General features: G+C 41.4%; 12 protein-coding genes. 4 read left to right on the forward strand and 8 right to left on the reverse strand.

Going from position 1 to position 24,160, the window contains the following annotated elements; genetic code table 11:
- Positions 1-61: 61 nt before the first annotated feature.
- Positions 62-8,845 (reverse strand): VCBS domain-containing protein, encoded by an 8,784-nt coding sequence (locus AACV33_RS06710; RefSeq protein ID WP_182699989.1) that lies wholly within the window; start codon positions 8,843-8,845, stop codon positions 62-64.
- 368 nt (positions 8,846-9,213) lie between these two features.
- On the opposite strand from AACV33_RS06710, the gene udp reads away from it, so the two are divergent.
- Positions 9,214-9,972, forward strand: a complete 759-nt coding sequence (gene udp / locus AACV33_RS06715; protein ID WP_017022469.1) for a uridine phosphorylase — start codon at positions 9,214-9,216, stop codon at positions 9,970-9,972.
- A gap of 152 nt (positions 9,973-10,124) precedes the next feature.
- On the opposite strand, the gene AACV33_RS06720 is transcribed toward udp, so the two are convergent.
- Complete coding sequence (locus tag AACV33_RS06720; RefSeq protein WP_182699990.1) at positions 10,125-11,276, reverse strand: DUF1887 family protein; 1,152 nt, start codon at positions 11,274-11,276, stop codon at positions 10,125-10,127.
- A gap of 195 nt (positions 11,277-11,471) precedes the next feature.
- On the opposite strand from AACV33_RS06720, the gene AACV33_RS06725 reads away from it, so the two are divergent.
- Entirely contained in the window at positions 11,472-11,945 is a 474-nt protein-coding gene (locus tag AACV33_RS06725) for a DUF2947 domain-containing protein (RefSeq protein ID WP_012550408.1), read from the forward strand.
- Between the two features lie 63 nt (positions 11,946-12,008).
- Here the strand turns inward: AACV33_RS06725 and AACV33_RS06730 are convergent, their stop codons facing one another.
- The 4 genes from AACV33_RS06730 to AACV33_RS06745 all read right to left on the reverse strand — a co-directional run bounded on the left by AACV33_RS06730 (position 12,009) and on the right by AACV33_RS06745 (position 17,838).
- Positions 12,009-12,311, reverse strand: a complete 303-nt coding sequence (locus AACV33_RS06730; RefSeq protein ID WP_012550407.1) for a hypothetical protein — start codon at positions 12,309-12,311, stop codon at positions 12,009-12,011.
- A 119-nt stretch (positions 12,312-12,430) separates the two neighbouring features.
- Positions 12,431-15,247 (reverse strand): Hsp70 family protein, encoded by a 2,817-nt coding sequence (locus tag AACV33_RS06735; RefSeq protein WP_182699991.1) that lies wholly within the window; start codon positions 15,245-15,247, stop codon positions 12,431-12,433.
- A gap of 138 nt (positions 15,248-15,385) precedes the next feature.
- Positions 15,386-17,206: an Hsp70 family protein gene (locus AACV33_RS06740; RefSeq protein ID WP_012550405.1), complete on the reverse strand. Its 1,821-nt coding sequence runs from the start codon at positions 17,204-17,206 to the stop codon at positions 15,386-15,388.
- Positions 17,206-17,838: a DUF2760 domain-containing protein gene (locus tag AACV33_RS06745; RefSeq protein WP_182699992.1), complete on the reverse strand. Its 633-nt coding sequence runs from the start codon at positions 17,836-17,838 to the stop codon at positions 17,206-17,208. Before AACV33_RS06745 ends, AACV33_RS06740 begins: the two co-directional genes overlap by 1 nt.
- A gap of 250 nt (positions 17,839-18,088) precedes the next feature.
- Here AACV33_RS06745 and AACV33_RS06750 point away from each other — a divergent pair, with 250 nt between their 5' ends.
- Together AACV33_RS06750 and AACV33_RS06755 are read left to right on the forward strand one after the other, a co-directional pair.
- Positions 18,089-19,606 (forward strand): sensor domain-containing diguanylate cyclase, encoded by a 1,518-nt coding sequence (locus tag AACV33_RS06750; RefSeq protein ID WP_026025519.1) that lies wholly within the window; start codon positions 18,089-18,091, stop codon positions 19,604-19,606.
- 92 nt (positions 19,607-19,698) lie between these two features.
- Entirely contained in the window at positions 19,699-20,229 is a 531-nt protein-coding gene (locus AACV33_RS06755) for a 3'-5' exonuclease (protein WP_023603466.1), read from the forward strand.
- Positions 20,230-20,562: 333 nt separating this feature from the next.
- On the opposite strand, the gene AACV33_RS06760 is transcribed toward AACV33_RS06755, so the two are convergent.
- Complete coding sequence (locus tag AACV33_RS06760; RefSeq protein ID WP_023603465.1) at positions 20,563-22,581, reverse strand: methyl-accepting chemotaxis protein; 2,019 nt, start codon at positions 22,579-22,581, stop codon at positions 20,563-20,565.
- Positions 22,582-22,753: 172 nt separating this feature from the next.
- On the reverse strand, positions 22,754-24,124 hold the full coding sequence (locus AACV33_RS06765) for an L-cystine transporter (protein WP_182699993.1): 1,371 nt from the start codon (positions 24,122-24,124) through the stop codon (positions 22,754-22,756).
- Between the last annotated feature and the right edge of the window lie 36 nt (positions 24,125-24,160).

Consider the following 24,160-nt stretch of genomic DNA (forward strand, 5'->3'; position numbering starts at 1 on the left):
TAATCAACAATAAAAAAGGAACGCTAAATTGCGTTCCTTTTTAGATCCAACTTCGTTATTTTTAGGTATTAGGGTCAATATCAGGCAAACCATCAATGTCATTGTGATGATGGTGGTTTTCATCCTCTTGTTTATTGTGGCTATGATCTTGATTGTGGTGCTCCATTGCATCAGATAAATCGATGTGTGATGAGTGGTCATCTGTTATATCAGTATTATCATGTGCTAATACAATATCTAAGTCTGTAGGAGTGTGGTGATCATTATGTTCTGTAAGTTTTGGTGGTGGTGTGATACCTAAAGCATCTAAATAGGCTGAGGCACCAGACGAGTGTTCATCTAAGTCAACCGAGAATGACAATTCACTAATATGCTCATTACTAAAATCTGGTTGATCATGTTGAACTTGAGGTGGCGGAGCTGGGTGTGAAGTATGTGCTATAGGTGTGATTGTCATATCAACCACCTCAGTACCAATATTTAGTTTGCCACTATTCCCCGGGCCGTGACTCAGTATCTGAATGTTGACATGCGCGACAACTTCATCTTGATTTGTACCTTGTAAGGCAACTTCGAACTTATCTTCATGCTGTCCAATGCCAGAAGCACTACCATGTGGCCCTGTGTGAACATTTGCTTGTTCTTGATAATGTAAATCACCGGTTTGAGGATCAATGGTTAGTGTTCCATATTGCCCATGATGACTGGTCACATACTGCCCATTTGGTAAATGGATCCGCCAACCGTGTTGTGTGGTGGGAACTGGGGTTAAAGACGGAAGTAGTGGCAGTGCGCCAAGCGTGGCAGACACTTGATGGCTTCCTGACGGCGGCTTGACCACGATTGGCTCAGGTATGGCACTTGCAGCAAAACCTTGGCTACCTGCGGTATTTCCGTGTTCGTCAGTCATGGTCGCCTGTACTTGAGAACCCGGACGGACTTCAATTTGTAACCCATGCTGTAGGCTGTGAGCATTTAATACATGGTCTTGTCCATTAACGACAAGGTGCTCGCCAATTTTTGCGTCACCAGGAGGCGTAATTGTTGCTGTGATAGTATTTTGGTGTCCGTGAGCAATTTCAGTTTTGCTGTATAAGTTGTCAGCTCCTGCGTTTTCAAAAGTAATAGTAGGGAGGCTAACCTGAGTGTCGACTTGATAAACAACATCTGTGGTGGCGTGAGCGCTGTTACCTGCGCTATCTGTTACTACGATTGATGCTTCAATTTTTTGGTCAGCATCTGCAGTTAACTCGCTACCAGGAACGGCAATGGAATAGTGTCCTTGTGAGTCTACAACGCCAGTATGTTGTGCCCCATTTACGTTCAAAGTAACAATGTCACCGACATTAAAATCACCAGAAACAACCCCTGTGATATCAACAGATGAATTGGATTCTTGGGCGTTAATTACATTATCAGCGGTAATTGGATCGGTCTGAATAGCGACATGTATCTGCGTATCAACGGTGAAAACTTGTGAACCTGTGGTTGCACTCCCCGTATTTCCCACTGCATCTGTTGTTTGGATCGTTGCTTCAATAGAATGTATTGGCGCAGCTTGACCATTCGCATAACTAGTATGGATATTGGCATGTTCTAATATGTTCCCTGTAACTGGAATTGAGAAGCGTCCATTTGCATCGACGGTGCCGGTCAATGACTGAATATTAGCACCGTTTATTTTCAAGCTTACTATATCACCTGCGTGATAATCGCCAGTCACCGTCCCTGTTATTGGAACACTTTGACTCGATTCAAGGGCATTAAGTACGTTATCTTGTGTAACTGAATCGACGGTTATATGTGGAATGGGGTTCTGTGTATCGACTAATAATTGAGTTGAAATACGAGGTGTTGAATTGCCAGCAGTATCTACGGTACCCACTTGTATTGGGTAGTCGTGATCGGACGCCAGAATGTTTTGGTGAACAGATGCACTAAGGGTCAATGACCATGAACCATCCGATTTTACGGTCGCGTCATAAAAATGATTATTACCAACGACAACATACACGACATCACCAGGGTCGATGTTAGAGGTGGTTCCTGTTATTACCAACGGCTGGTTATTCTCAGCAGCATTTAGTGCATTATCTTGCGATATCGGGTTCACTGTCACTGTGCCGGGGGTTGTATCTAAGGTGAAGCTAAAGTGAGCCACTGGAGATAAGTTGCCTGCGATATCGGTTTGTCTTACCTGCAGGTTGTTTACACCTTCTACTGGATTAAATACTGAACTCCAACTGTGTCCGCCATCATTTGAATATTCTACTTTTGCGCCTGCTTCCGTTTGAATTGAAAGCTGAGAGTCTTTAGTGATTAAGTCCGGAGTATTCGTAGAGTGTCGACCTGTGTCGTGGGCCAATGACACTGTTGGTGGTGCAATTGAATTATCAAGGGTGAAGTTTAATGACGTGTTGGCCGACACATTACCTGCGGTGTCAGTTTGTCTTAGGTTAACGTTGTTTGAACCTTGTTGTGGTGTAAAACTCGACGTCCATGTGTGTCCGTTGTCTGTTGAGTATTCAACGGTTGCACCTACTTCTTGCCCTCCAATCGTTAGGGCGCCATCGTGAGTGACTAAGTCAGAATTACTACTACCAGTGTCGTGAGTCAGTGCTATGGTCAGTGGTGCAATCACAGTGTCGACGTGAACTGAAAGTAGTGAAGATGTTGCAGGTATAGATGAAGACGGAGCAAGCGCTTTAGCCGATAGGTTATGATCGCCATCTGTTAAGTTGCTTACCACTGCACTGTATTGACCAGATGCGTCAGATACTGCGTGTCCAATTGGTGTGGAGCCATCGTAAATAGTGACCTGCGAATAGGGAATATCAGTGTGTCCCGTTATTGTTGGCGTTGTCTCTTTGGTGACGTTATCCGTATTTGATTTACCTGTATCATTCGGTGTTATTAAATCTACTGTAACTCCATTGTTTGGTGGCGTATTTGTTCCAGTAGGTAAGCTTGGTTGAATTGCCGTGATTAATGGATTAGTAAGTACACTTGTTGAAATTGTTGGTTGTTGTCCAGGTACAACTGAAATATGACCATTGGTATCAAAAGTTATGAACGTCGATGATTCGCCACCATGATTGTCAGCCACCTTTACTTCAAAAACATCGGTTCCGTGATAGGTGTGCGTTGCTTTGTTATAAGCCATCCCTGCAACCGAAGAGTTTGCAGTGTACACATAGGCACCTGAATCCGGATCGACAGAGATTGAACCAAATTGCCCTGTTGAACTGACGACAGAGAAAGTATGTGTATCTTTAACGTCAACATCGGTTTCAGTGAGGGTTCCCGTTGTCGGGGTGGTTTGGGTAACGGATAGTATAGGGTCATCATTGGTACCAACGACGGTGATGACTATTTGGTGTTTATCTCCTCCGCGAGAAACCACTTCATATGTGACTTGATGTTTTTCGCCTTCAGCAAGCCTATTTAAATTGTTGTTCGAAACCGAGTAAGTCCAGTCGCCGGCTCGGCCAATACTTAAATCACCTCCAAATGGGTCACTCACCGCATGTACATTTCGGTTGGCAACGAATTCACTTTCCCCTGCGTCAGGGTCGGAAACAATTAACACTCCTGATACTGCCACTGTATGTTGAGAGTCACCTTGAACGTGGATATCTTCTTTTACTGAGCCTGTATCGTCTACTGAAAATAAAGCGGTATCATTGACTGCTGCTAACGTGGTAGTGGCCCCAGTATGAGTCATACCACCATGAGTATCTTTCACGTCATAAGTGAAATGTACTTGTCCGTTATAGTCTTTGTCTGGATTGAATGTAAAAGTCCCGTCTTTATTATCAATAACAACACCATGATCTGAAACTAAATTAGCAATGCTTAATTGACTGGCATCATTGGCGTCAACATCGACGGTATTAGCAAGTAGATCTGCAGTGGTTAGCGTTTTCGCTGTATCTTCTTTACCTGAGTGAAGCTGTACTTCTGATGAGCAATATGGGCGGTCGTTACTACCATGAATTGTAATGACAATATCATGGGTTGTTCCATCTTTCGCGCGTATAGTTATGGTATCGGTAAGCGATTCTCCATCGCCTAATTTATCAATGGCAGAACCTACAGTTCCTGGCATTGCGCCATTGTTTTGACTGCCAGCATTTACATTATAATGCCAACTGCCATCCGCGTTTAATATAAGCTGGCCATAACTGCCATGATAGGTGTAGCCCTGAGACCCTACTTGGTTGGTATCGAATTCGTTTTCTCCCGCATCCGGATCTGAAATGGAAAGTTTGCCATCAGCATATAACATCGCCCCCGTTAAATGGCTCATTCCAGGCTGGGCATGATCAGGCGACATATCTTTGCCTGCCGTGTTTTCAGTCACACTGCCGGTATCAACACCACTAATAATTGCATTGTCTTGTACCGCAACGAGTGTCGTTGTTGCCCCTGTATGCGTAACACCACCATGGGCATCTTTGACATCATAACTAAAATGAACAGCACCGTTGTAGTCTTTCTCTGGTGTGAACGTGAATGTACCGTCTTTGTTATCTAAGAGCGACCCATGATCTGAAACTAAATTTTCAATGCTAAGTTTGCCGATATCATTTGCATCTACATCAACAGTATTAGCAAGTAGATCTGTAGTGGTTAGCGTTTGCGCTGTATCTTCTGTACCAGTGGCAAGTGTTACTTCAGAACTGATATAAGGTCTATCGTTATCGCCATGAATGGTAATTACTATGTCGTGAGCTGTACCATCTTTAGAATATATGGTGATGGTGTCGGTCAGTGTTTGATTCTCACCCAGTTCATCAATGGTTGTGCCGACTGTTGTTTTGCGATTACCAACCCAATCAACGTTGCCAACGGTCACGTCGTAATGCCAAGTACCATCAGTGTTTAACAATAAGTGTCCGTATTGTCCATGGTAGGAGTTATTCCAAGCTCCGCCTTTAGAGTCAAATTGAGATTCACCAGTATCAGGGTCAACAATATCCAACTTACCATCAGCCGTTAATGCAGATTGTCCGAGTTTCGCCATGCCAGGTTGTGCGTAATCTGGTGACATATCACCAAAACTACCATGCCCTTCATCGACATCGCCAGTTGTCGTTCCAGTGATTACTGCTACGTCCCCAACGGGATCAAAATGAAGAGTATTTGTAGCCTCTGTAGAGTCGGTATGCCCATCGTTAACAGTATATTTAAACTGAACATCACCATTAAAATCTTGCGCAGGGACGAACTGAAGCTTACTGATGTCAGCTGTAGGGATGTGCTGCCCCGCAGTAATATCGTGGCCATCGAGTACAAACTTACCTTGTGTTGCTGGTGGTAGATCTGTGATTGCGATGGAATGTAGCGTGTCGCCGGTATCAACATCCGTAAACCCAAACTGACTCGCTTGCATTTGATAATGCGTGTCTTCAGTGCCGTTACTTAGCGCAACTTGGGTAACGGTTGGCGCGTCATTGGTGCCAACAACGTCTATGTGCAACTCGTATGCCGTTCCATCATAACTATGAACACGGTAGACAACGGTTTCAGTTTGCCCTTGAGCAAGGTGTTGCAAATTGGCATTATTAACGCTGTACCCCCAATTGCCCATGCTATCAATACGTAACATGCCACCAAACGGATCGTGAACTGCTGATTCACCAAACTGGCTGTACTGGAATTTATTCTCCCCGCTATCTGGATCTACAACTTGTAGTCTTCCATTTGAAAGTTCAGTTGTGACGCCTGCATTGTGCCTGCTATGTGACCCATCTTCAGTGACGTGGTCAGTTGTCACTTCTGAAATGATGGCGCTGTCTGGGGTAGCCGTGAGTGTGGTAGACGCCCCTGTATGAGTCGTTCCGCCATGCGCATCTGTCACGTCATAGCTAAAATGAACCTGACCGTTATAGTCTTTGGTTGGGGTAAAAGTGTATGTGCCGTCTTGATTATCTAGAATAGAACCATGATCAGCGTGAAGATTCGCAACGGTGAGTTTGCCTAGGTCGTTGCTATCCACGTCTATAGTGTTTGCTAAGAGTTCGGTGGCTGTGATGGTTTGCGCAAGGTCTTCTTTACCGCTGTTGAGCTGCACTTCTGAAGAGCAGTATGGACGGTCGTTGTCGCCATGAATGGTGATAACAATATCGTGTGTGGTACCATCAGCTGACTTAACGGTGATTGTATCGGTTAGTGTTTCACTTTTTCCTAAGTGATCAATTGTTCTGCCGGTTGCATCTTGGCCGATGGAAGCATAGTAGGTCCAGTCCCCGTTAGTTTGAAGTATGATACGACCATGTGAACCATAATAAACACCTGTTTGGGCATAGCTTTCACCAGTATCAGCATCAACTATCGATAGGTGGCCATCTGTATGGATTTCATCGTTCCATAATTTTCCTATATTCCCATGCATGTGGTCAGGTGAACGATCATCGACACTGCCACCAGTCATACTACCGTCTGGTGCGGTGAAAGTGTGTCCTTCATGAACATCACCTGTCGATGTTCCCATGATCACTGCAGCATCATTGGTGCCATTCACCGCAATTGTTACTTGATGAGGCGTACCATCGACCGAATGCACGGTGATGGTATCCGTTGCTGTTGCGCCTTGTCCTAATGCTTGGACTGCAGGGTTAGTATTATTAAGATCGTACGTCCACGCGCCGTTGTCTGTAAGGTGTAGGGTACCGAGTGTGCCGATAATATCTGTGTTGGAGAAATGTGCTTCGCCAGTATCCACATCGGTGACAGTCAGTGTTCCTGAAGCTTGAAGTTGTGATTCTTCTGTCACTGCGCCAGTATTCGAGCCACCAATTACGGCAGTATCATTAGTACCGTTAACCGTAATCGTTACTTGATGCGGCGTGCCATCGGCAGAGTGTACCGTGATGGAATCGGTAGCTGTTGAGCCTTTACCTAACGCTTGAACGGTTGGATTGGTGTTATCTAAATCGTACGTCCACGCACCTGAATCAGTTAGATGTAACGTGCCTAGTGAGCCAATAATATCTGTGCTTGAGAAATGCGCTTCGCCAGTATCGACATCAGTCACACTCAGTATTCCTGAAGTCTGAAGTTGAGATTCTTCCGTCACCGCGCCGGTATTTGATCCTGATATGACAGCATTATCATTAGTGCCATTAACGGTAATAGTAATTTGATGAGGAGTACTATCGACCGAATGCACGGTGATGGTATCGGTTGCTGTCGCGCCTTTACCTAACGCTTGAACGGTTGGGTTAGTATTATCTAGATCGTATGTCCAATTACCATTATTTGTTAGGTGGAGAGTACCTAAAGTCCCAACAATGTTGGTATTGGAGAAGTGCGCTTCACCGGTATCGACATCCGTAACAGTCAGTGTACCTGAGGTATGAAGTTGTGTTTCTTCGGTCACCGCACTAGTATTTGAGCCACCAATTACCGCTTTATCGTTAGTGCCATTAACCGTAATTGTTACTTGATGAGGTGTGCCATCGGCTGAATGAACGGTGATGGTATCGGTTGCTGTCGCGCCTTTACCTAACGCTTGAACGGTTGGGTTAGTATTATCTAGATCGTATGTCCAATTACCATTATCTGTTAGGTGGAGAGTACCTAAAGTCCCAACAATGTTGGTATTGGAGAAATGGGCTTCGCCGGTATCGACATCCGTAACAGTCAGTGTACCTGAGGTATTAAGTTGTGTTTCTTCTGTCACCGTACCAGTATTTGAGCCACCAATCACCGCTTTATCGTTAGTGCCATTAACCGTAATTGTTACTTGATGAGGCGTGCCATCGGCTGAATGAACGGTGATGGAATCGGTAGCAGTCGAGCCTTTACCTAACGCCTGAACGGTTGGGTTAGTGTTATCAAGATCGTATGTCCACGCGCCTTTGTCTGTAAGGTGTAGGGTACCGAGTGTGCCGATAATATCTGTGTTGGAGAAATGCGCTTCGCCGGTATCGACATCCGTAACAGTCAGTGTGCCAGAGGTTTGAAGTTGAGACTCTTCCGTCACCGCACCAGTATTAGATCCGCCAATTATCGCTTTGTCATTAGTGCCATTAACCGTGATTGTTATTTGATGCGGCGTGCCATCGACTGAATGAACGGTGATGGTATCGGTTGCTGTCGAGCCTTTACCTAACGCTTGAACTGTTGGGTTAGTGTTGTTTAAATCGTACGTCCATGCGCCATTGTCAGTAAGGTGAAGCGTACCGAGTGTGCCGATAATATCAGTATTTGAAAAATGTGCCTCACCACGATCAAAGTCTATTATTGTCAGCTTTCCGGAAACATGAGTTGTCACATCTTCGGTTATTGTCGCAGAGTCTTTTCCTGAAATAACAGCTTGCTGCTGTGAGTGTTGTGGTGGAGGGGTGCTTAATGTCGTAGGGGGAGTGACCAACATAGCAGGAGCTTGGTTAATTGTATGGTTTTGCACTGGCGTAGGAAGGATTCCAATGGGAGTTATTGCGTGCGAAGCTAAATGGGAACTACTTCGTGCGCTTGGAGTTACTATTGGTGTGTGCTCATTCGTATCATCTGGATTAGGTTGAATATTGCTCATTTTGTTTTCGACAATAGGATCTAAAGGTGAAATGAGTGATTCATTATGATGAGGATTTGACTCTTCTAATGTACCGCTTTCTATATTTGAGTATTTTTCTTCGAGGAATTCTTCTGGTGTAAATGTTTTAGAAAAAGAAAAACTTGGCAAAATTAGCATCAATTGAGGATAGAGAGAGATCCTTCTAGCTAAATAACGTTGGCTTTTATTTTTTTTATTTTTAATCGGTGATTTTTCTTTTCCCGAATCTGAAAATGATTTAGTTTTATTATTTGAGTTTGTTTTATCTGACTGCTTATTCATCCATGACCTCAATGCATAATATGTAACTTATTATAAGTTAAGGATATGAAAGGCTAAAAAGCCAATATTAAGGCTCATAATTATTTAAAAGTGGACTTCCATTTTAATAAAAATAGCCGTCATCAATTATATCGATTGAATTTGAAATGATTGTAAGGTCATGTAAGTCGCGTTAATCTTGAGTATAAGTTAACCAAAGGTCTCTATTTCTGTGATGCCAATCGGTTTTCCGTGCAAGAGTGTAATCTATCATCATTCCTTTCGGGATCTTAATCACACTAATGCTTTAACCGTTTGGGTAAAGTAACTTCATCGAATCAAATATAACTATTTAATCAACGCGACCCTACAATCGCAAGGAGTTAACCATGACAGCAGCAGTATTCCATTTAGGTGTAACACAAGCAGATCTTCAAGGTGCAGAAATGGCGATCATCCCTGGTGATCCAGCACGTGTTCAGAAAATCGCAGAACAAATGGAAAATCCTAAATTTTTAGCAAGTCACCGTGAATACACTGTGTACCTAGCAGAATTAGAAGGCAAAAAAATTGTTGTTTGTTCTACTGGTATCGGTGGTCCATCAACGTCTATTGCTGTTGAAGAGTTAGCTCAATTGGGTGTGCGTACCTTCTTACGTGTTGGTACTACTGGTGCAATCCAACCGCATGTAAATGTAGGTGATATGATTGTAACGACAGGTTCAGTTCGTTTAGATGGTGCGAGCTTGCATTTTGCTCCAATGGAATTCCCAGCCGTTGCTGATTTTGATGTTGCAACAGCAATGCGTAAAGCGGTTGTTGACCAAGGTGCGACAGTACACACCGGTGTTACTGCATCAAGTGATACATTCTACCCAGGTCAAGAGCGTTATGATACGTTCTCTGGTCGTGTTGTTAAGCGCTTCCAAGGTTCTATGCAAGAATGGCAAGACATGGGCGTGTTAAACTTTGAGATGGAATCTGCAACACTATTAACTATGTGTGCAAGCTCTGGTTTACGTGCTGGTTGTGTTGCTGGCGTTATTATTAACCGTACTCAAAAAGAAACACCTGATCACGTGACATTAAAAGAAACAGAAGCTCGTTCAATTAAAGTTGTGATTGAAGCGGCTCGTAATCTTCTATAATTACAGAAGCAAATAGATATAAAAAATGCCGCTGATTCTTAACGAATAAGCGGCATTTTTATCGCTGTATATTGATGCAATTTAAAGTCCCGATAATAAAAAAGATCAGTTAATCGGTCTTTTTTATTATCGGATCATTAATTACAAAGAGATTAATGACCGCCAGCGGCTAAGAACCAGTTTAAGAGGTGCTTTTTAAGATCGCCTAATTCATCAGGACCAATGATCGCTAAGCCTAAATCTTGTGCTCGCATAATGTCATTATTACGTAAAGGTCGGAAACTAACTAACATTGCTCGTGCTTGTAAGCCGCCAAGAAGGTCACGTAATGACTCTAATTTATAAAGCGTATCATCGCCATCATCACGCATGCCTTTGGTCTTACATTCAATGATATGCAGCTTGTTATTCACGATACTAACCACATCAAGTTCATTACGAACGTCTTTTGTGCCAATTTCACGGTGAACTTGTACATTCAATGAGTGATCTTGAAGCGTCGGTAAATATTGTTGAATATCGACGACGGTATTATGAACAAGAATTTCTAACCATTCCCCATTCGCTAAACGTCGAGCTTCTTCACAATCAAAAGTTAATGTGCCGTTTTCGTAGGTAGCTAATCCTGTTTCAACAAGATCAGTTAGCAACATATTAAGCTCTTTGTAGCTTTGTTGTTTCTCCGTAACTTCTACATCTAAACGTTGTTCTTTTCGACAGGTTGTTGCTAAATAGTTTAGCGTCGCAAGACCTGGGCCCAATTCAAGAGCGTTACTTGCCCAGCGTTGACATAATTCACGCAGACGCTTATCCATGCTTTCAGGAAGCTCGGTTTCAGAGAACTCACAACGAGCACCAAAAATAGCAAGATAATCACTTAATCGAATATTATCAGCAACGTGTTTTTGTTTGCGACCATCAGGATAAACCCAGCATAGTTTGTCACTGAAAGGTTCAACCACAAAAATAGGCCAATGGTATGAACGAAAAACTTCATAAGCAGAAAGAAGACGGTGACGAAGGCCACAGCTTGCGTTCAGTTTTACTTCGCTGTATCTCTCTTTAATATCGGCCGCAAGCGCTTGTAGAGATTGCTTGATGAGATGAGTATCTACGATATTAGGGATTTCGTAAAACTCAGAGCTAATGCCTTTGTATTGAAGAATAGATTCTAAACGAACGAACATGTCTTTTTGATTTTCATCCCCAATGAAAATCATATGTTCGCCTTTTACAGAAAGGTCGAGAAGTGGAGTCACAAGACGGACAGGGTCTTGATCCATAATGCCAACATGAGTGATCATTTAATAATCCTTGTAATGTAATAACTACACATATAATGGTAATGAGAAGGCATGTGTAATTCGTTTTTTCTATTTGATATAACAGTTATGAGGGGGGGGATGATAAAAATCAACCTATTATGAAATATTCTTATTTGGGCTTAAGTAAGAAAGACGATAGAATAGAGTCAATGTATGTAATTATAGAATGAATTTATGAGTTATTTACCGTTAGATGAATATAATCGCAAGTGGATATTCACTCATCAATCGATGCCTGTTAATGATGAACTGCTTCCATTGATCAAACCGTTTACTCAAGCGGAATCGGCTCAGGTTTGGAATAATTTTATTAGTGCGAATAGCCCAACAGCAGACCATTTTGACTCAAAAGAATGGCCGATGAAGAAAACCTCGTGGGTTAATGAAATTGATTGGCAACACCGTTGGGACAGTGATAATGAATCACTTCCTGATGAAGTACTCGAATTTATCGATTGGTCTGATGATGTGACAGTGTATTTCTGTTATGAAAAATACAATTTGATTGAAACATCATGGGGAACGTTTAAAAAAACGTGGAAGAATTTTTTATTCTATGATGATTTACCGATGCTGATCGGTAAGAAAAAATCACAAGCATTATGGTTTAACTCAAAAGGTAAAGTTAAGTTAGGCTCTCGCGGCTAAACCGTAATTTTAGATTGGTTAGATACAATAAAGGCCCGTTAAATGATAGCGGGCCTTTATCTTTTATGTGTAACTGATAGAAGAGACATGCTCAGGAGCATGGATTTCGAGATAGTGAGAAAAACGATCTAATTCAGTTTTTAAGTCGTCTATGCTTGCTTTATTTAAATGGATGATAAAACGTTGAAACTCATTGATATCCATTATCTGCTTGTTATACATAATCCATTCAACAATTAGCTCTTGGGGAACCGTGACAATATCACCGATCCGTTTAGCTGCTTTGCGTAACTCTCGAGTGCCGAAGCGAAACCAACCAACAAAATAAAGTAACACAGCAATAGCTAAAAAAGCGCTATATGCCATAAAGGTTTACCTTCAAATTGTGATAACGCTAGTATACGCATTTCATTCTATTTTTGAAGGTAAAAACAGCAACCTGACAGATTTTTGACAAAATTGATTAATATGCCATCTGTTTTTTGCTAGTTTAATAAGCGAAGACCAGCAGGAAGTGCATCACCAAAGAGGCGTTTAGAATCCGCATCGGTTAGTGCTTGTTGGCTTGAAACCAAATCAATCCAACTCTGTGGAGAGCGACTTTTTTTCAATTTATCGATGATGCTTTCGCGTAATTCATCGGATACGTCGAGTGTTCTGTCGCCTGTTAATCGAGCCATCATGACGGCTGCAAACCCTGCCATTGGTTGAGCTTTCCAATCTTGTTCCAATAAAGTAGGAAGCCATTGAGTGACTTGATTCGCAGGGATCAAATTATGTTGGCTGCCATAGAAAGGGGAGCGAGAGCAAATACGTCCTAACGCCCACCAATGAACTTGAGCTTGATTGCCATTTTTGGCATGCCCCAGCATCCATGTAGACAGTAATGTTTTATCTTCGACATCTAAATGCTCAAGAGCGGCGGCTAATCGAACCATCGCTTCGTAACTTTTATTGGTCGCATCTTCTAATGTTTTTGGGTTGCGCAGAGAGCCCGGGTGTAAGTATTTAGCAATGTCACCCAAAATAGTTTCTTGTTGTTCTTGATTTAATCCACCCGAAATTCGACGCCAGAACGTCCACCAATCATTCCAAGATTGTTTTGATTCAAACTGAACACCTTGTTGATAGGTTTCCCACGCTTGGCTGATTTTCCATTCATCTGCCGGATACCCAAAACCAGGGCGAAGTGTAAACCCCGTCATTTTTAGCCAATTCTGCTCATGTTTTTCTGAGCGACGGCGACGTTTTTTACTGTCTAATAAAGCGGCCGCTAATTCGCGAGAGGTGATTAGATCCCATGACTCTCGTTTACCAATCAGTTTTTCAATATTTTTAGAAAATGCTTTAATTGCATTCGGATTTTGTTTACTGCCGCCATACGCTTCTTTAATGTTTGCGATGGCATTAGGTAAACGAGGAGGAAGGGCAATTTGTTCTGCTAGATGATGACTTTTATTTGAAGCTTGATTTCTTACTTCAAATTCAACTAACCAACGTTGTGAATCGTCTTCTACAGAAACACATTCAATTTTGATGGTTCCCACTTCAGTAAATTGACAAGCTAGGGTCACTTCAACGCGATCTTTTTGATTCGCATGCAGCGTCTCTTTTTGTTTGCTGGATTCAAGTGTAACGACATAAGGTGGTAGACTGACAAAGCTTGAATCGGCTAATTCCGTGATCATACCAGAAGTAGCAAGTTGGTCTTTGGTGGTCGATAACAAGTTAAAACGAACGGGCTCGCCTAAAGTAAGAGAGAAACGACGACTCGTCATACGAATTTCTTCGGCTTCTTCACTGCCTTTTGCTAATAAACATAAACCATGAGGTTGCTTGTTTTTTTCTTCTAACTGTAAATAGAACGAACGAGCGGAGCCACCACCAATTTTAAGCTGTGCACCATGACGAGCTTTACCATAAGCCACGGCACCATAAGCTACCGCTAAATCTGGATGAGGATTAGATAGTCGAGTTACACTGTCACCTTTCCAGCTGTTCAACAATTCAACTGAACGATTAGCAAGAAGAGGGCTGTTAAATACTCCGCCATTTAATAATAAGCCGACAGGGATTGCTCGATCTTGGTGGTTTGCCAAATCTGAATCATTCCAACCTAATGCTTTCGCCGACACTTCTTTGTGATTATCTAAAAACTGTGCAAGATGTTTACTAATAGCAGGATCGGATGCGTAAGGCAGACCAAATTCAACTACTGCCGCCTGACGTTGATTTGGGCGGTCATTAAAATTGGTTAATGGTAAAAAACCATCCAGTGCGATGTCATGAACTTCTTGTTTGCTTAATTCAACCTTACGGCTACCACCTAATAATTTAGAACCCGATCCGAGAAGAGTAATATGACCTGATTCTGGAGCGTTAGCTGACAATAAGCGTTCTTTGGTTTTTCGAGTCTGCTGAATAAGTTTCGTTAAGGCAGCAGCAGTCATTTTTTTTCCACTGTCTAAACGTTGCTCCGCTAAATGCGCTAATGCGAGATCGATGTTGTCACCACCAAGCATAAGGTGATCACCGACACCGATGCGATCAAGTGATAATTCATCTTTATCAAACCGCGCTTGGATCAAACTTAAGTCTGTGGTTCCGCCACCAACATCGCACACCACCATTAATGGTACGTTTTTCAGGATATCTTTTGCTGTATCTTGATGATGGTGATACCAGTCATAACATACCGCTTGTGGCTCTTCTAAGAGAATGACGTTATCAAGACCTGCGAGTTTTGCGGCTTGAATAGTAAATGAACGGGCACTTTCATCAAAAGAGGCGGGAACAGTTACCACCACTTCTTGTAATTCCATTGGTGCGTCTGGATGATGGTAATTCCAAGATTGACGAACGTGATTTAAATAGCTCGCACTGGCAACAATAGGAGAGACTTTTTCAACGTCTTCTGCTCCAGCCCAAGGTAGGATATCAGAAGTGCGATCAACTTTAGTATGTGATAGCCAACTCTTGGCACTTACAACTTGACGGCCTTCGACTTTCGAACCTAACTCACGCGCCCATTCACCAATAATCGCATTTTTTATTTCACCATCAAGCGCTTTTACATTCCAAGGCAGTGTTAGATCATTATCACTGACTTGACTGTTTGAGGCATGATAACGAAATGAAGGGAGGAGCGGTTTACGAGCGACCTCACCAGGCCCAATTAATTGATCAATATTGAAGATGTTAACCGGGCTGGTTTCTATACCAAGAGAGATATCGGTATAAGCAACAACGGTATGGGTTGTACCAAGGTCAATACCAATTAAATAGCGATTAGACGAACTCATAAAAACTCCAATATGATTAGCATGGCTGTGAAATAAAAGGCGACAGCAATAAAGAAACAAAGAGCATATAGTAAAAGAGTTCAGCCCCCATAATGGTGACTGAACTCTTAAGTAACGTATTAATGAAGAATAATAGAATTACGCTTCACGAACATTAAACTCAACGTGCCATTTTTCACCACTATCAATGGCAATGGCTTCAAGATACAAAGTACCAAGTTCAGTCACTTTTGACGCAAGACGAACAGGTACCACTTCACCCGCAGAGCGACCTTCAGTGACCGGTAGCGTGACTTGAATTGCGGGCAGTTCGTCTAGTTCTTCTGGCATCCAGAAATCAAGGTGAGTGCCTGCTTGATCATCTCGACGAGTCGTTGACCCATAGAATTTGAATTGTACAGGCTGCCCTATAACCAAACCAAATTGTTGGCTAGGAACGTCAGCGTTAGAACCTTCTTCCATACCAAATGGGGCAACACATAATGCTTCCATTGGGGGTTCCATTCCTGGAATTGCAGGCATAGAACTTTCAATTCCAACATAATAGCTTGATGCGATACCACCACGGATACGAACGCCTTTACCTGTACGAACCGAGCCATAATAAGATGCGCCAGAAGCAACCGCTAAGTCAAGGTCTAACCCTTCAAGTAGTTTTGCGTCCTCAGCTTCTGCATCAATTAGCCAATCATTAATAATGCCCAACAAGCGTTCTGCAAGAAGGTTTGATTTTAAAACCCCACCGTTAAGAAGTATTGCAGTTGGCTTAATAAAGTCAGATTCATTTTGCTGACCAAATACATCATCCGTTGCCGCTTGTTGACGAGTTAAAAAGCTTGCAAGGTGACGAGTGACAGCAGCATCTTGAGCGTAAGGCAGACCCATTTGAGTTAATGCGCCACGCGCAGATTGCACAGGATGTTCAGTAACAGGAACGACAGGGAAGAAACCTTCAACCAATGTTTGTTGAACTTCTTCTTGAGTCAGTTCTGTTTGAAGTGTACTACCTAACAATTTAGACCCACGGCTAGGAACCACAATTGGCACTGAGCGTAACTCTGAATCATTAAGAAGGGCTTCTTTTGCATCACGACACGCATGTGTCATGACTTGAATTTGCCAAGGTTGAAGTTGCTTACCTTCTTGCGCTAGCTTCATCTTTAGACGATAAGCCAGAGCCAAATCCATATTGTCACCACCAAGAAGAATGTGGTCACCTACCGCAACACGGTTTAGGCTCAAATTACCTTCTTCTTCAGTTACGGCAACTAAAGATAAATCGGTTGTACCGCCGCCAATATCGACCACAAGGATAACATCGCCGATCGATACTTGTTCACGCCATGATTCACCGTTGTTCTTAATCCAACTATAGACTGCGGCTTGCGGCTCTTCTAATAACGTAAGATTACGGAAACCAAGATTGTTTGCTGCTTCTGCTGTTAAATCACGAGCAGCAGGGTCAAACGATGCAGGAACCGTAAGCGTAATGTCTTGTTCATTTAGAGGGTGCTCAGGGTTTTGGTAATCCCACGCATTTTGAAGATGCTCTAAATAACGTTTAGTGACTTCAAGAGGTGACGCTTTGATCACTTCTTCTGGGCTGTTTAATGGCAAGAAAGCGTCACGACGATTCACACCGGCATGACATAACCAACTTTTTGCACTGGCGATTAAACGAATAGGGGTTTTGCTACCAAGGTTACGAGCAATATTACCAACGATTGCATTTGGCTTTGTTGTCCAAGGAAGGCTTGTATCGCCTTCAAGCAATTCTGCGTCATGCGCCTGATACATAAATGAAGGCAGTTGTGCTTTTTCTTCTACTTGACCTGGCGCTGTCAATTGTGGAATTGGCATGACTTGAACACTTGCGCCTTCATCGTGTAAATCAACATAAGAAAGTACACAGTGAGTTGTACCTAAATCGATACCAATACTGAATTTAGCTTGTTCCATTACAGTTCTACCTCTGCTGGAGCAACAATTGTTGCATCATAACCGTCAGCGAGTTTAGGCAGTTTTATTTCTGCCACTTTCCAGCCTTTGTGGATTAATGTGCCGTTAAATGGTGCTTCACCAACCACATTTCCTGTTAGGCGAATTTCTGATGGATTAAAGCCAACAGGAATTGATAAACGAGATTCTTCTTCTTCAGTACGAATAGGAACGAGAGTGAAATATTCAGACAATACTTTTTGGCCACCTTCGTGAATAACACGAGCAGCAGCGCCGACTTCTGCATCAGCAAAGCCTTTAAGATCTTCTTGCATAAAGTCAATGAAACGCGCTTCTTTTTGCAGAAGAGATAATAATTGCAGAGCAGATTCTGGTGTCGTTGTTTTTACTTTTGGTTCTACTTCGACAATTTTCTCAATGATCTTTTCTACTTCAATGATTTTTTCGATTTCAATAATTTTCTCAACTGGTTTTTCTACTTCAATCACTTTTTCAATTTCAACAATTTTTTCAACTTCTACGTTTTTGCCTTTTTTCGTTGCATACAACAACGCAAATAATGCCGATGTACCAAACAGGACAATGTGGCCTAGATCAAAGGTAGAAGGAATGGCATTTAAGTCAAAATTCATAATTCTTTCTCTATATTTATAGGGTGCGAAGCACCGAACGTTTCTAACTAAGTTGTGGTCAATAGTAGCATATTCAAGGGATAAGATAGAAAAAGAACCGAGTTCAAAGAGAAGAACTGATGCCGTTTGATGGTATTTTAAACATATTTAAATGGTTTTGAGACAAGGCTTTTATCAGAGAATGATTTTGTTTCTCTATTTGGTATTTTTGATTAGAATATGACGGCTTACTGAATTTAGAGGTTGAAGAGTGTTTAAGAATAGTTCTATTCATATAATAACCAGTTTTATGCTGGCACTGACTTTAAGCTTGTTATGTATGCATTTTGTATATAATTCAAATTTAGAAAGCAATCGTCAGCTTTTTAGCAAAGAAGCGGAACGTGAATCAACCTTACTTACTTTATTAATAGAAAAAGACATCGATTTTATTGGCGCGGGCGCAAACTTCTATCAGGCGGGCTCCAAACAAGACTGGCAACAATTCCCCTTATTTGCTAATTCATTACTCTCTCGCTCACAAAGTTTAATTTCCCTTCAGTGGATGCAAAAAGTAGAAGAAAAGGACATTGAGAAGCACAGTAAAGAAGTTAAAAAAATCTTTCCGTCTTTTTCTATTTATACCGTACCTCAAGATAAGCCTAAAACGTACGATTACGTATTTAAAAATCATGAACCGATTTATGTTGCGACAGATATTTATCCAAGAGATAAGAAAAATATAGCACTATTAGGTTTTTATTCAGCACAAGAACGCTTTCAACGAGTGGTTGATGAATCAATTAACGCGGGCCGCCCAAGCATTTCGGATAAAGTTCGCCTTTTACAAGACGGTTTAGATAAAAGCACACCCAAAACGGGCTTGTTAGTCTATCATCCGGTATTTACTGCGGACAAAAAAGCACTGAAAGGCATTATGGTTGGGGTGCTTAGAGTCACAAGCTATTTTGATAAGTTGGTCGAATCCACATTGCTTGGAGAATCTTTAGTCGTAAAAATTATCGATACTGGGTTTGATGCAGAGGATGACCCTATCATGTTTGAAAGCCCACAATGGGATGACTTTAATGGCTTACGTATTACCAACTCTATAAATATTGAAAATAGAATTTGGCATGTTGAGTACAAAAGTAAGAACGATTTAAGTGATAGCCAACAACTGAGTTTATTATGGATGTTTATTGGGGCTCTTATTTTATCTAATTTGATTGCCGTCATTACTTTTATGGTTACTCGAGATAAAAAACGTATTGAGAAATTACTAGAAGCTCGGACGGAAGAATTGCATTACATGGCAATGCATGATGATCTTACGGGGTTATTGAATCGTCGTTCAATGACAAAAGTAGTGAATCGATTTATTGAAGAAGACAAACCATTTGCATTGATCTGCTTTGATATCGATAACTTTAAAGACATTAATGATACCTATGGGCATCCGGAAGGGGATGAGGTTTTGCTTCATATTACTTATCTTGTTTCTGATCTTTTAGGAGAAGCTACGCCAATAATACGGTTGGGTGGCGACGAGTTTGCTGTTCTGCTTGAAATAGGCGATCTTCAGCAATTATCGCATGTGGCGAAGAAAATTCATCAGGTTATCGAAGAATCGCCAACCATCATCCCTGATCTTATTATCGAACAAACCATCAGTTTAGGTGCCGTACTCTGGAGAGGTGAACCGAAAGAGGTTTTACTTAAATTGGCAGACCAAGCGTTGTACGATAGTAAAGACAGAGGCAGAAACCAAGTAACTATTCGTGGCTGATTTTTCATCAAACGAATAGCAGAGTCTCGCGTAAGCGCTTTTGATTTAGTAGAATACCCATCTACTAAATGTTGAGTCACCAAAGGAACACCATGAACTTTAATCGTATTGTCTGTTTTGATTTAGAAATGTGCTGTTGGAATGAGAATGGCAAAGGCAGAACAGGAGAAATCATTGAAGTCGGTTTGGCTGAAATTGATCTGCAGACAGGCGAAGTGGTTAGACGCGCTCAATATTATGTAAAGCCTGACGAAGATGAAATTTCACTTTTTTGTGTTGAACTTACGGGGATCACTCCGCGTAAAATTGAGAAACAAGGCAGACCTTTAGAAGGTGTTTTGAAATCAATGATTAAAAACTTCGGTGGCACAAATAAAATTTATGCTGCTTGGGGTCATGATGAACTGATTTTAAAATCTGAGTGTGAAGCGAAAGGTATTGAATTTCCATTTGTTGAATTTATTAATCTAGCGACTCTTTATCGTATTAAATCGCGTAAGAAAAATGATCGTATGGGTCAACGCAGAGCAATGGAAGAGCTTCATATCGAATGGGAAGGGCGACAGCATTCAGGTTATGTTGATGCGTATAATCTAGCTCAATTAGCCTTGAAAATACTATAATAACCAAAAGGTTAAAATGTTTAGATAACAAAAAAGGAGCTGATTAGCTCCTTTTTTCGTTTAATTTTAAAGCGTTATTTATTATCACGTTTGTATAGTTCAACAAATGAGCGCTGATAAGCTGTTGCGATTTTAGTTATGATATTCTTAGTCATAGCGACACCGTGGAATGAGTTAATAATGAGTGATAATTTAAGAGTCAACCTCTTGAGTTGCGCGCATTATAAATAAAAATACGGGTTATAAAAGCAAGATAAATTGTATTTTAAGATTAGAATAACTAATGCGATTTATTACGGTATACATCCCATCAGTTTCCCTATTTGTTCTGCCTTAATTCAGTCGATAATTATCCAATAATTGTTGCTGTTGGGAGGCAATATTTGCCACTTCTTCTGTTGATTCGACAAAGGCACTTAACTGTAATTCAATCGTTTTACCTTGCTCGTTAATGTGGTTGATATTATTGGTTACCTCGGTTGCTGCATAAGCTTGTTCTTCCGTTGCTACAGAGACTTGCGAGACACGATCGCTAATATGATTGATGGTGGTGGAGATTTGTTCGAAGGTAGTACTGACATCCATGCTCGATTCTAAAGCAAGTGTCATTTCTGATTGACTGATTAACACCGCTGATTTTGCTTCTTCTGCCGCAGCGAGAAGAGATTGCATCGTATTTCTAATATTATTCGTTTGCTCTGATGTGTTTCCTGCTAATTTTCTTACTTCATCCGCAACAACAGCAAAGCCTCTGCCTTGTTCACCTGCTCGCGCTGCTTCTATTGCGGCATTTAGAGCCAGTAAATTTGTATTTTCAGCAAGATTCGCAATAACACTGACCATTGAACGAATTTTATCTACTTGAACATCAAGAGTATTCATGGCATTAACATTTTTTGATAAGGCATCATTAAGGTGCGTTAAGCGTTCGTTGTTTGTATGTAAAACAGTTAACCCAAGATTTGCAGCTTGTGTCGCATTACTGGTTTCGCTATGTGATTCTTGGGTTAATTGAGCAATGTCGTTAATTGAGGATTCTAGTTGGGTAACAATAGAGGCCATTGCCCCTAATGATTCATTTTGTTGCGTTAATCCTTGCTCAATTTCGTTTGATACCTCTTTTGTTATTTCCGAGGTTTGATAGAGAACATCACAATTACGGGACATATTTTTCACGGAATCAGTGGTGGAGTTGATGACTTTATTCAGCTTACCTGCAATGAGCTGCATTTCTTTAGGGCCAAGTTCGGGAATTGAATGTTGATAATTGTGCTCAGACAGCTGTTTTAAATGAGTGATGATATTGTTGAGGCCTTTTGTTGTCCAACGTCGGATCAAAAATGCACTAATCCATACCGTAATAATGAGAATGACGCTAATGACGACAATGATGTGTTTGAACTCGGTGATAGCCTGAACAACCCACTGCGAATCTTGTGTGATTTTAGTTTCAGCCGAAAGAGAAATAGCGTCAAGCACATGAATAATAGACAGTGACGTTGTGGAGGCAGTATTGATCAATTCGTTTTGTTGTTCGATTAAAGACAGCTTAGTAAGAATAAAATGAGGAATCGAGTGATCGCTTTTTAGCTCATTGAAAACAATGTCTAATGGGGCCATTAAACTCATGTAACTATTAATATCAGGATACCACTGAGAAAGATCATCAAACGCCAACTCTAAAGCAGAAATACGGTTATAAATTTCTTTATATAAGCGTTTCGCTTCGGCCGTTTTTTCTTCTGCCATTAACATCAAAAATGTGGTTTCTAATGCCATTGCACTTGCTACAAATCGATTGGCCGCATCGTCAGCGTCACTATTGTTTGAAATCAAAAACTGACTAATACGATTCATTTCAGGGCCAATAGAGCTTAATCCATAACGTAATCCCTGTAATGAATGGTCGATGGCGTCATTAATAGTAAGCGTTTCTTTTTGAATGGTTAAGATCTGTGACGATTGAGAGGTTAGTTGCACTAAATATTGTTTTAGCTGATGGTGTTGTTTTCTCGTGACTGTATTTTTATGTAGACTTAATGAATCTAGATTGATATTTGCTTGTTTGATGCGTTCTTCAATGGAGTTTTGAACATACTCTAATGTCTCGATTTTATTTGCTTGTAGCCCTTCATTCATAAGCTTTACTTGTTGCAGGACATTCTTTGTTAGTTGGGCGTTAGTGAGTGCGAGGGGGAAAGTGTGAGTGCTTAATTCTGTAAATTGCTCACCAACCCGGTCGATACCTCTACTGCTAATTAAAGAAAGAAAAATTAAACAAAGTACGATGCCAGTAAGAAGTGCGGTAAACGCTTGGATCAGAGAAATAGAACGTCGTTGTTTAAATATCATCTATAACCTACGCAAATAATAATGAGTGAGTAAGTGGTAGATGCTAAATGGATCAAATGACAACGGTGTTACATCCATATGTCACTTTTATGTCATGAAAGGTTATTTTTTTTAAGCAAAAAAATAGGAAGCCCGCAGGCTTCCTATTGAAAATGAATAGGGCTATTTAGAATTACACTTGCGCGCTTTCTACTTGCTCATCGGTACTTTTTTCACCAAGTACTCGGCTTGTGATGGTTCCGGCTGTCATCGCGCCACTGACGTTAAGTGCAGTACGAGCCATATCAATAAGAGGCTCAATTGAAATAAGCAGTGCGGCGATGGTTACAGGTAAGCCCATAGCAGGAAGAACGATTAATGCCGCAAATGTTGCACCGCCGCCGACACCAGCAATACCAAATGAACTGACAGTAATAATCGCAACCAGAGAAAGAATAAAGTGAGCGTCAATTGGAATACCCATGGTTGGTGCAACCATTACCGCTAGCATTGCAGGGTAGATGCCTGCACACCCATTTTGGCCAATCGTCGCACCAAACGTAGCTGATAAATTTGCAATCGCAGGCGGGACGCGCAGCTTAGTAATTTGAGCTTGTACATTCAATGGAATCGTTGCCGCTGAGCTGCGAGAGCTGAATGCAAATGTTAATACAGGCCAAATTTTCTTGAAGTAATCAATTGGGTTTACGCCAACAAAAGAAACCAATAAACCGTGTACTGCAAACATCAATAAGATCGCGACATAAGATGCCACGATAAAACCAAGTAAGTTTAAAATATCTGCAGCGTTTGATGTTGCGACGACTTTAGTTAATAACGCTAAAATACCGTAAGGCGTTAGTGCCATGATCATTTTAACTAAACGCATGACTATTGACTGTGCAACTTCAACAAACGTATTGATTGGTCCGGCGAGTTCTTCTTTTTCTTGGCTGACTTTACGCGCAGCAATACCCGCTAAAATTGCAAAAATGACGACGGCAATAATAGAGGTTGAGCGAGTGCCAGTTAAATCGGCAAAAGGATTGGTAGGAATAAAACTAACTAACATTTGAGGGATGGTTAAATCACTAACGCTGCTAATGCGAGATTCTAATACGGCAACGCGAGCGGTTTCACGAACGCCTTCTGTTAAGCCTGCCGCTGTTAAACCAAAGGCTTGAGTTACCCCGATACCGATAAGGGCAGAAATCATAGTGGTAAATAGAAGTACGCCAATCGTGACGCCACTGATCTTACCTAAAGAGCCTGATTTATCCAGTTTCACTACCGCAGAAAACATAGAGACTAATACTAATGGCATGATAACCATTTTTAGTAAGCCAACATAACCGCTGCCAACAACATTCACCCAATCAAGCGTGGTCTTAATGATAGCACTGCCTTCACCATGAATAAGTTGAAGTGCTAACCCATAAACGCTACCCGCAATTAAGCCTATAAGCACAAGGCGGGATAAGGTGTATTCTTTACGCTGTTGCGTATTAAGAAAAAAGATAAGACCGATAAAGACGATCAAATTGATGATAACGGCTAATGACATACTGCTTTTCCTGTTTATTTATGTGCTCGTTATTTT

It is taken from the genome of Aliivibrio sp. SR45-2, from assembly GCF_963890165.1.
Classification (GTDB): Bacteria; Pseudomonadota; Gammaproteobacteria; order Enterobacterales; family Vibrionaceae; genus Aliivibrio; species Aliivibrio salmonicida.

Bases quoted from the DNA above. Each gene is read 5' to 3' on its own strand.
- AACV33_RS06710 (WP_182699989.1), bottom strand. From the start codon at position 8,845: ATGAATAAGCAGTCAGATAAAACAAACTCAAATAATAAAACTAAATCA.
- udp (WP_017022469.1), top strand. From the start codon at position 9,214: ATGACAGCAGCAGTATTCCATTTAGGTGTAACACAAGCAGATCTTCAA.
- AACV33_RS06720 (WP_182699990.1), bottom strand. From the start codon at position 11,276: ATGATCACTCATGTTGGCATTATGGATCAAGACCCTGTCCGTCTTGTG.
- AACV33_RS06725 (WP_012550408.1), top strand. From the start codon at position 11,472: ATGAGTTATTTACCGTTAGATGAATATAATCGCAAGTGGATATTCACT.
- AACV33_RS06730 (WP_012550407.1), bottom strand. From the start codon at position 12,311: ATGGCATATAGCGCTTTTTTAGCTATTGCTGTGTTACTTTATTTTGTT.
- AACV33_RS06735 (WP_182699991.1), bottom strand. From the start codon at position 15,247: ATGAGTTCGTCTAATCGCTATTTAATTGGTATTGACCTTGGTACAACC.
- AACV33_RS06740 (WP_012550405.1), bottom strand. From the start codon at position 17,206: ATGGAACAAGCTAAATTCAGTATTGGTATCGATTTAGGTACAACTCAC.
- AACV33_RS06745 (WP_182699992.1), bottom strand. From the start codon at position 17,838: ATGAATTTTGACTTAAATGCCATTCCTTCTACCTTTGATCTAGGCCAC.
- AACV33_RS06755 (WP_023603466.1), top strand. From the start codon at position 19,699: ATGAACTTTAATCGTATTGTCTGTTTTGATTTAGAAATGTGCTGTTGG.
- AACV33_RS06760 (WP_023603465.1), bottom strand. From the start codon at position 22,581: ATGATATTTAAACAACGACGTTCTATTTCTCTGATCCAAGCGTTTACC.
- AACV33_RS06765 (WP_182699993.1), bottom strand. From the start codon at position 24,124: ATGTCATTAGCCGTTATCATCAATTTGATCGTCTTTATCGGTCTTATC.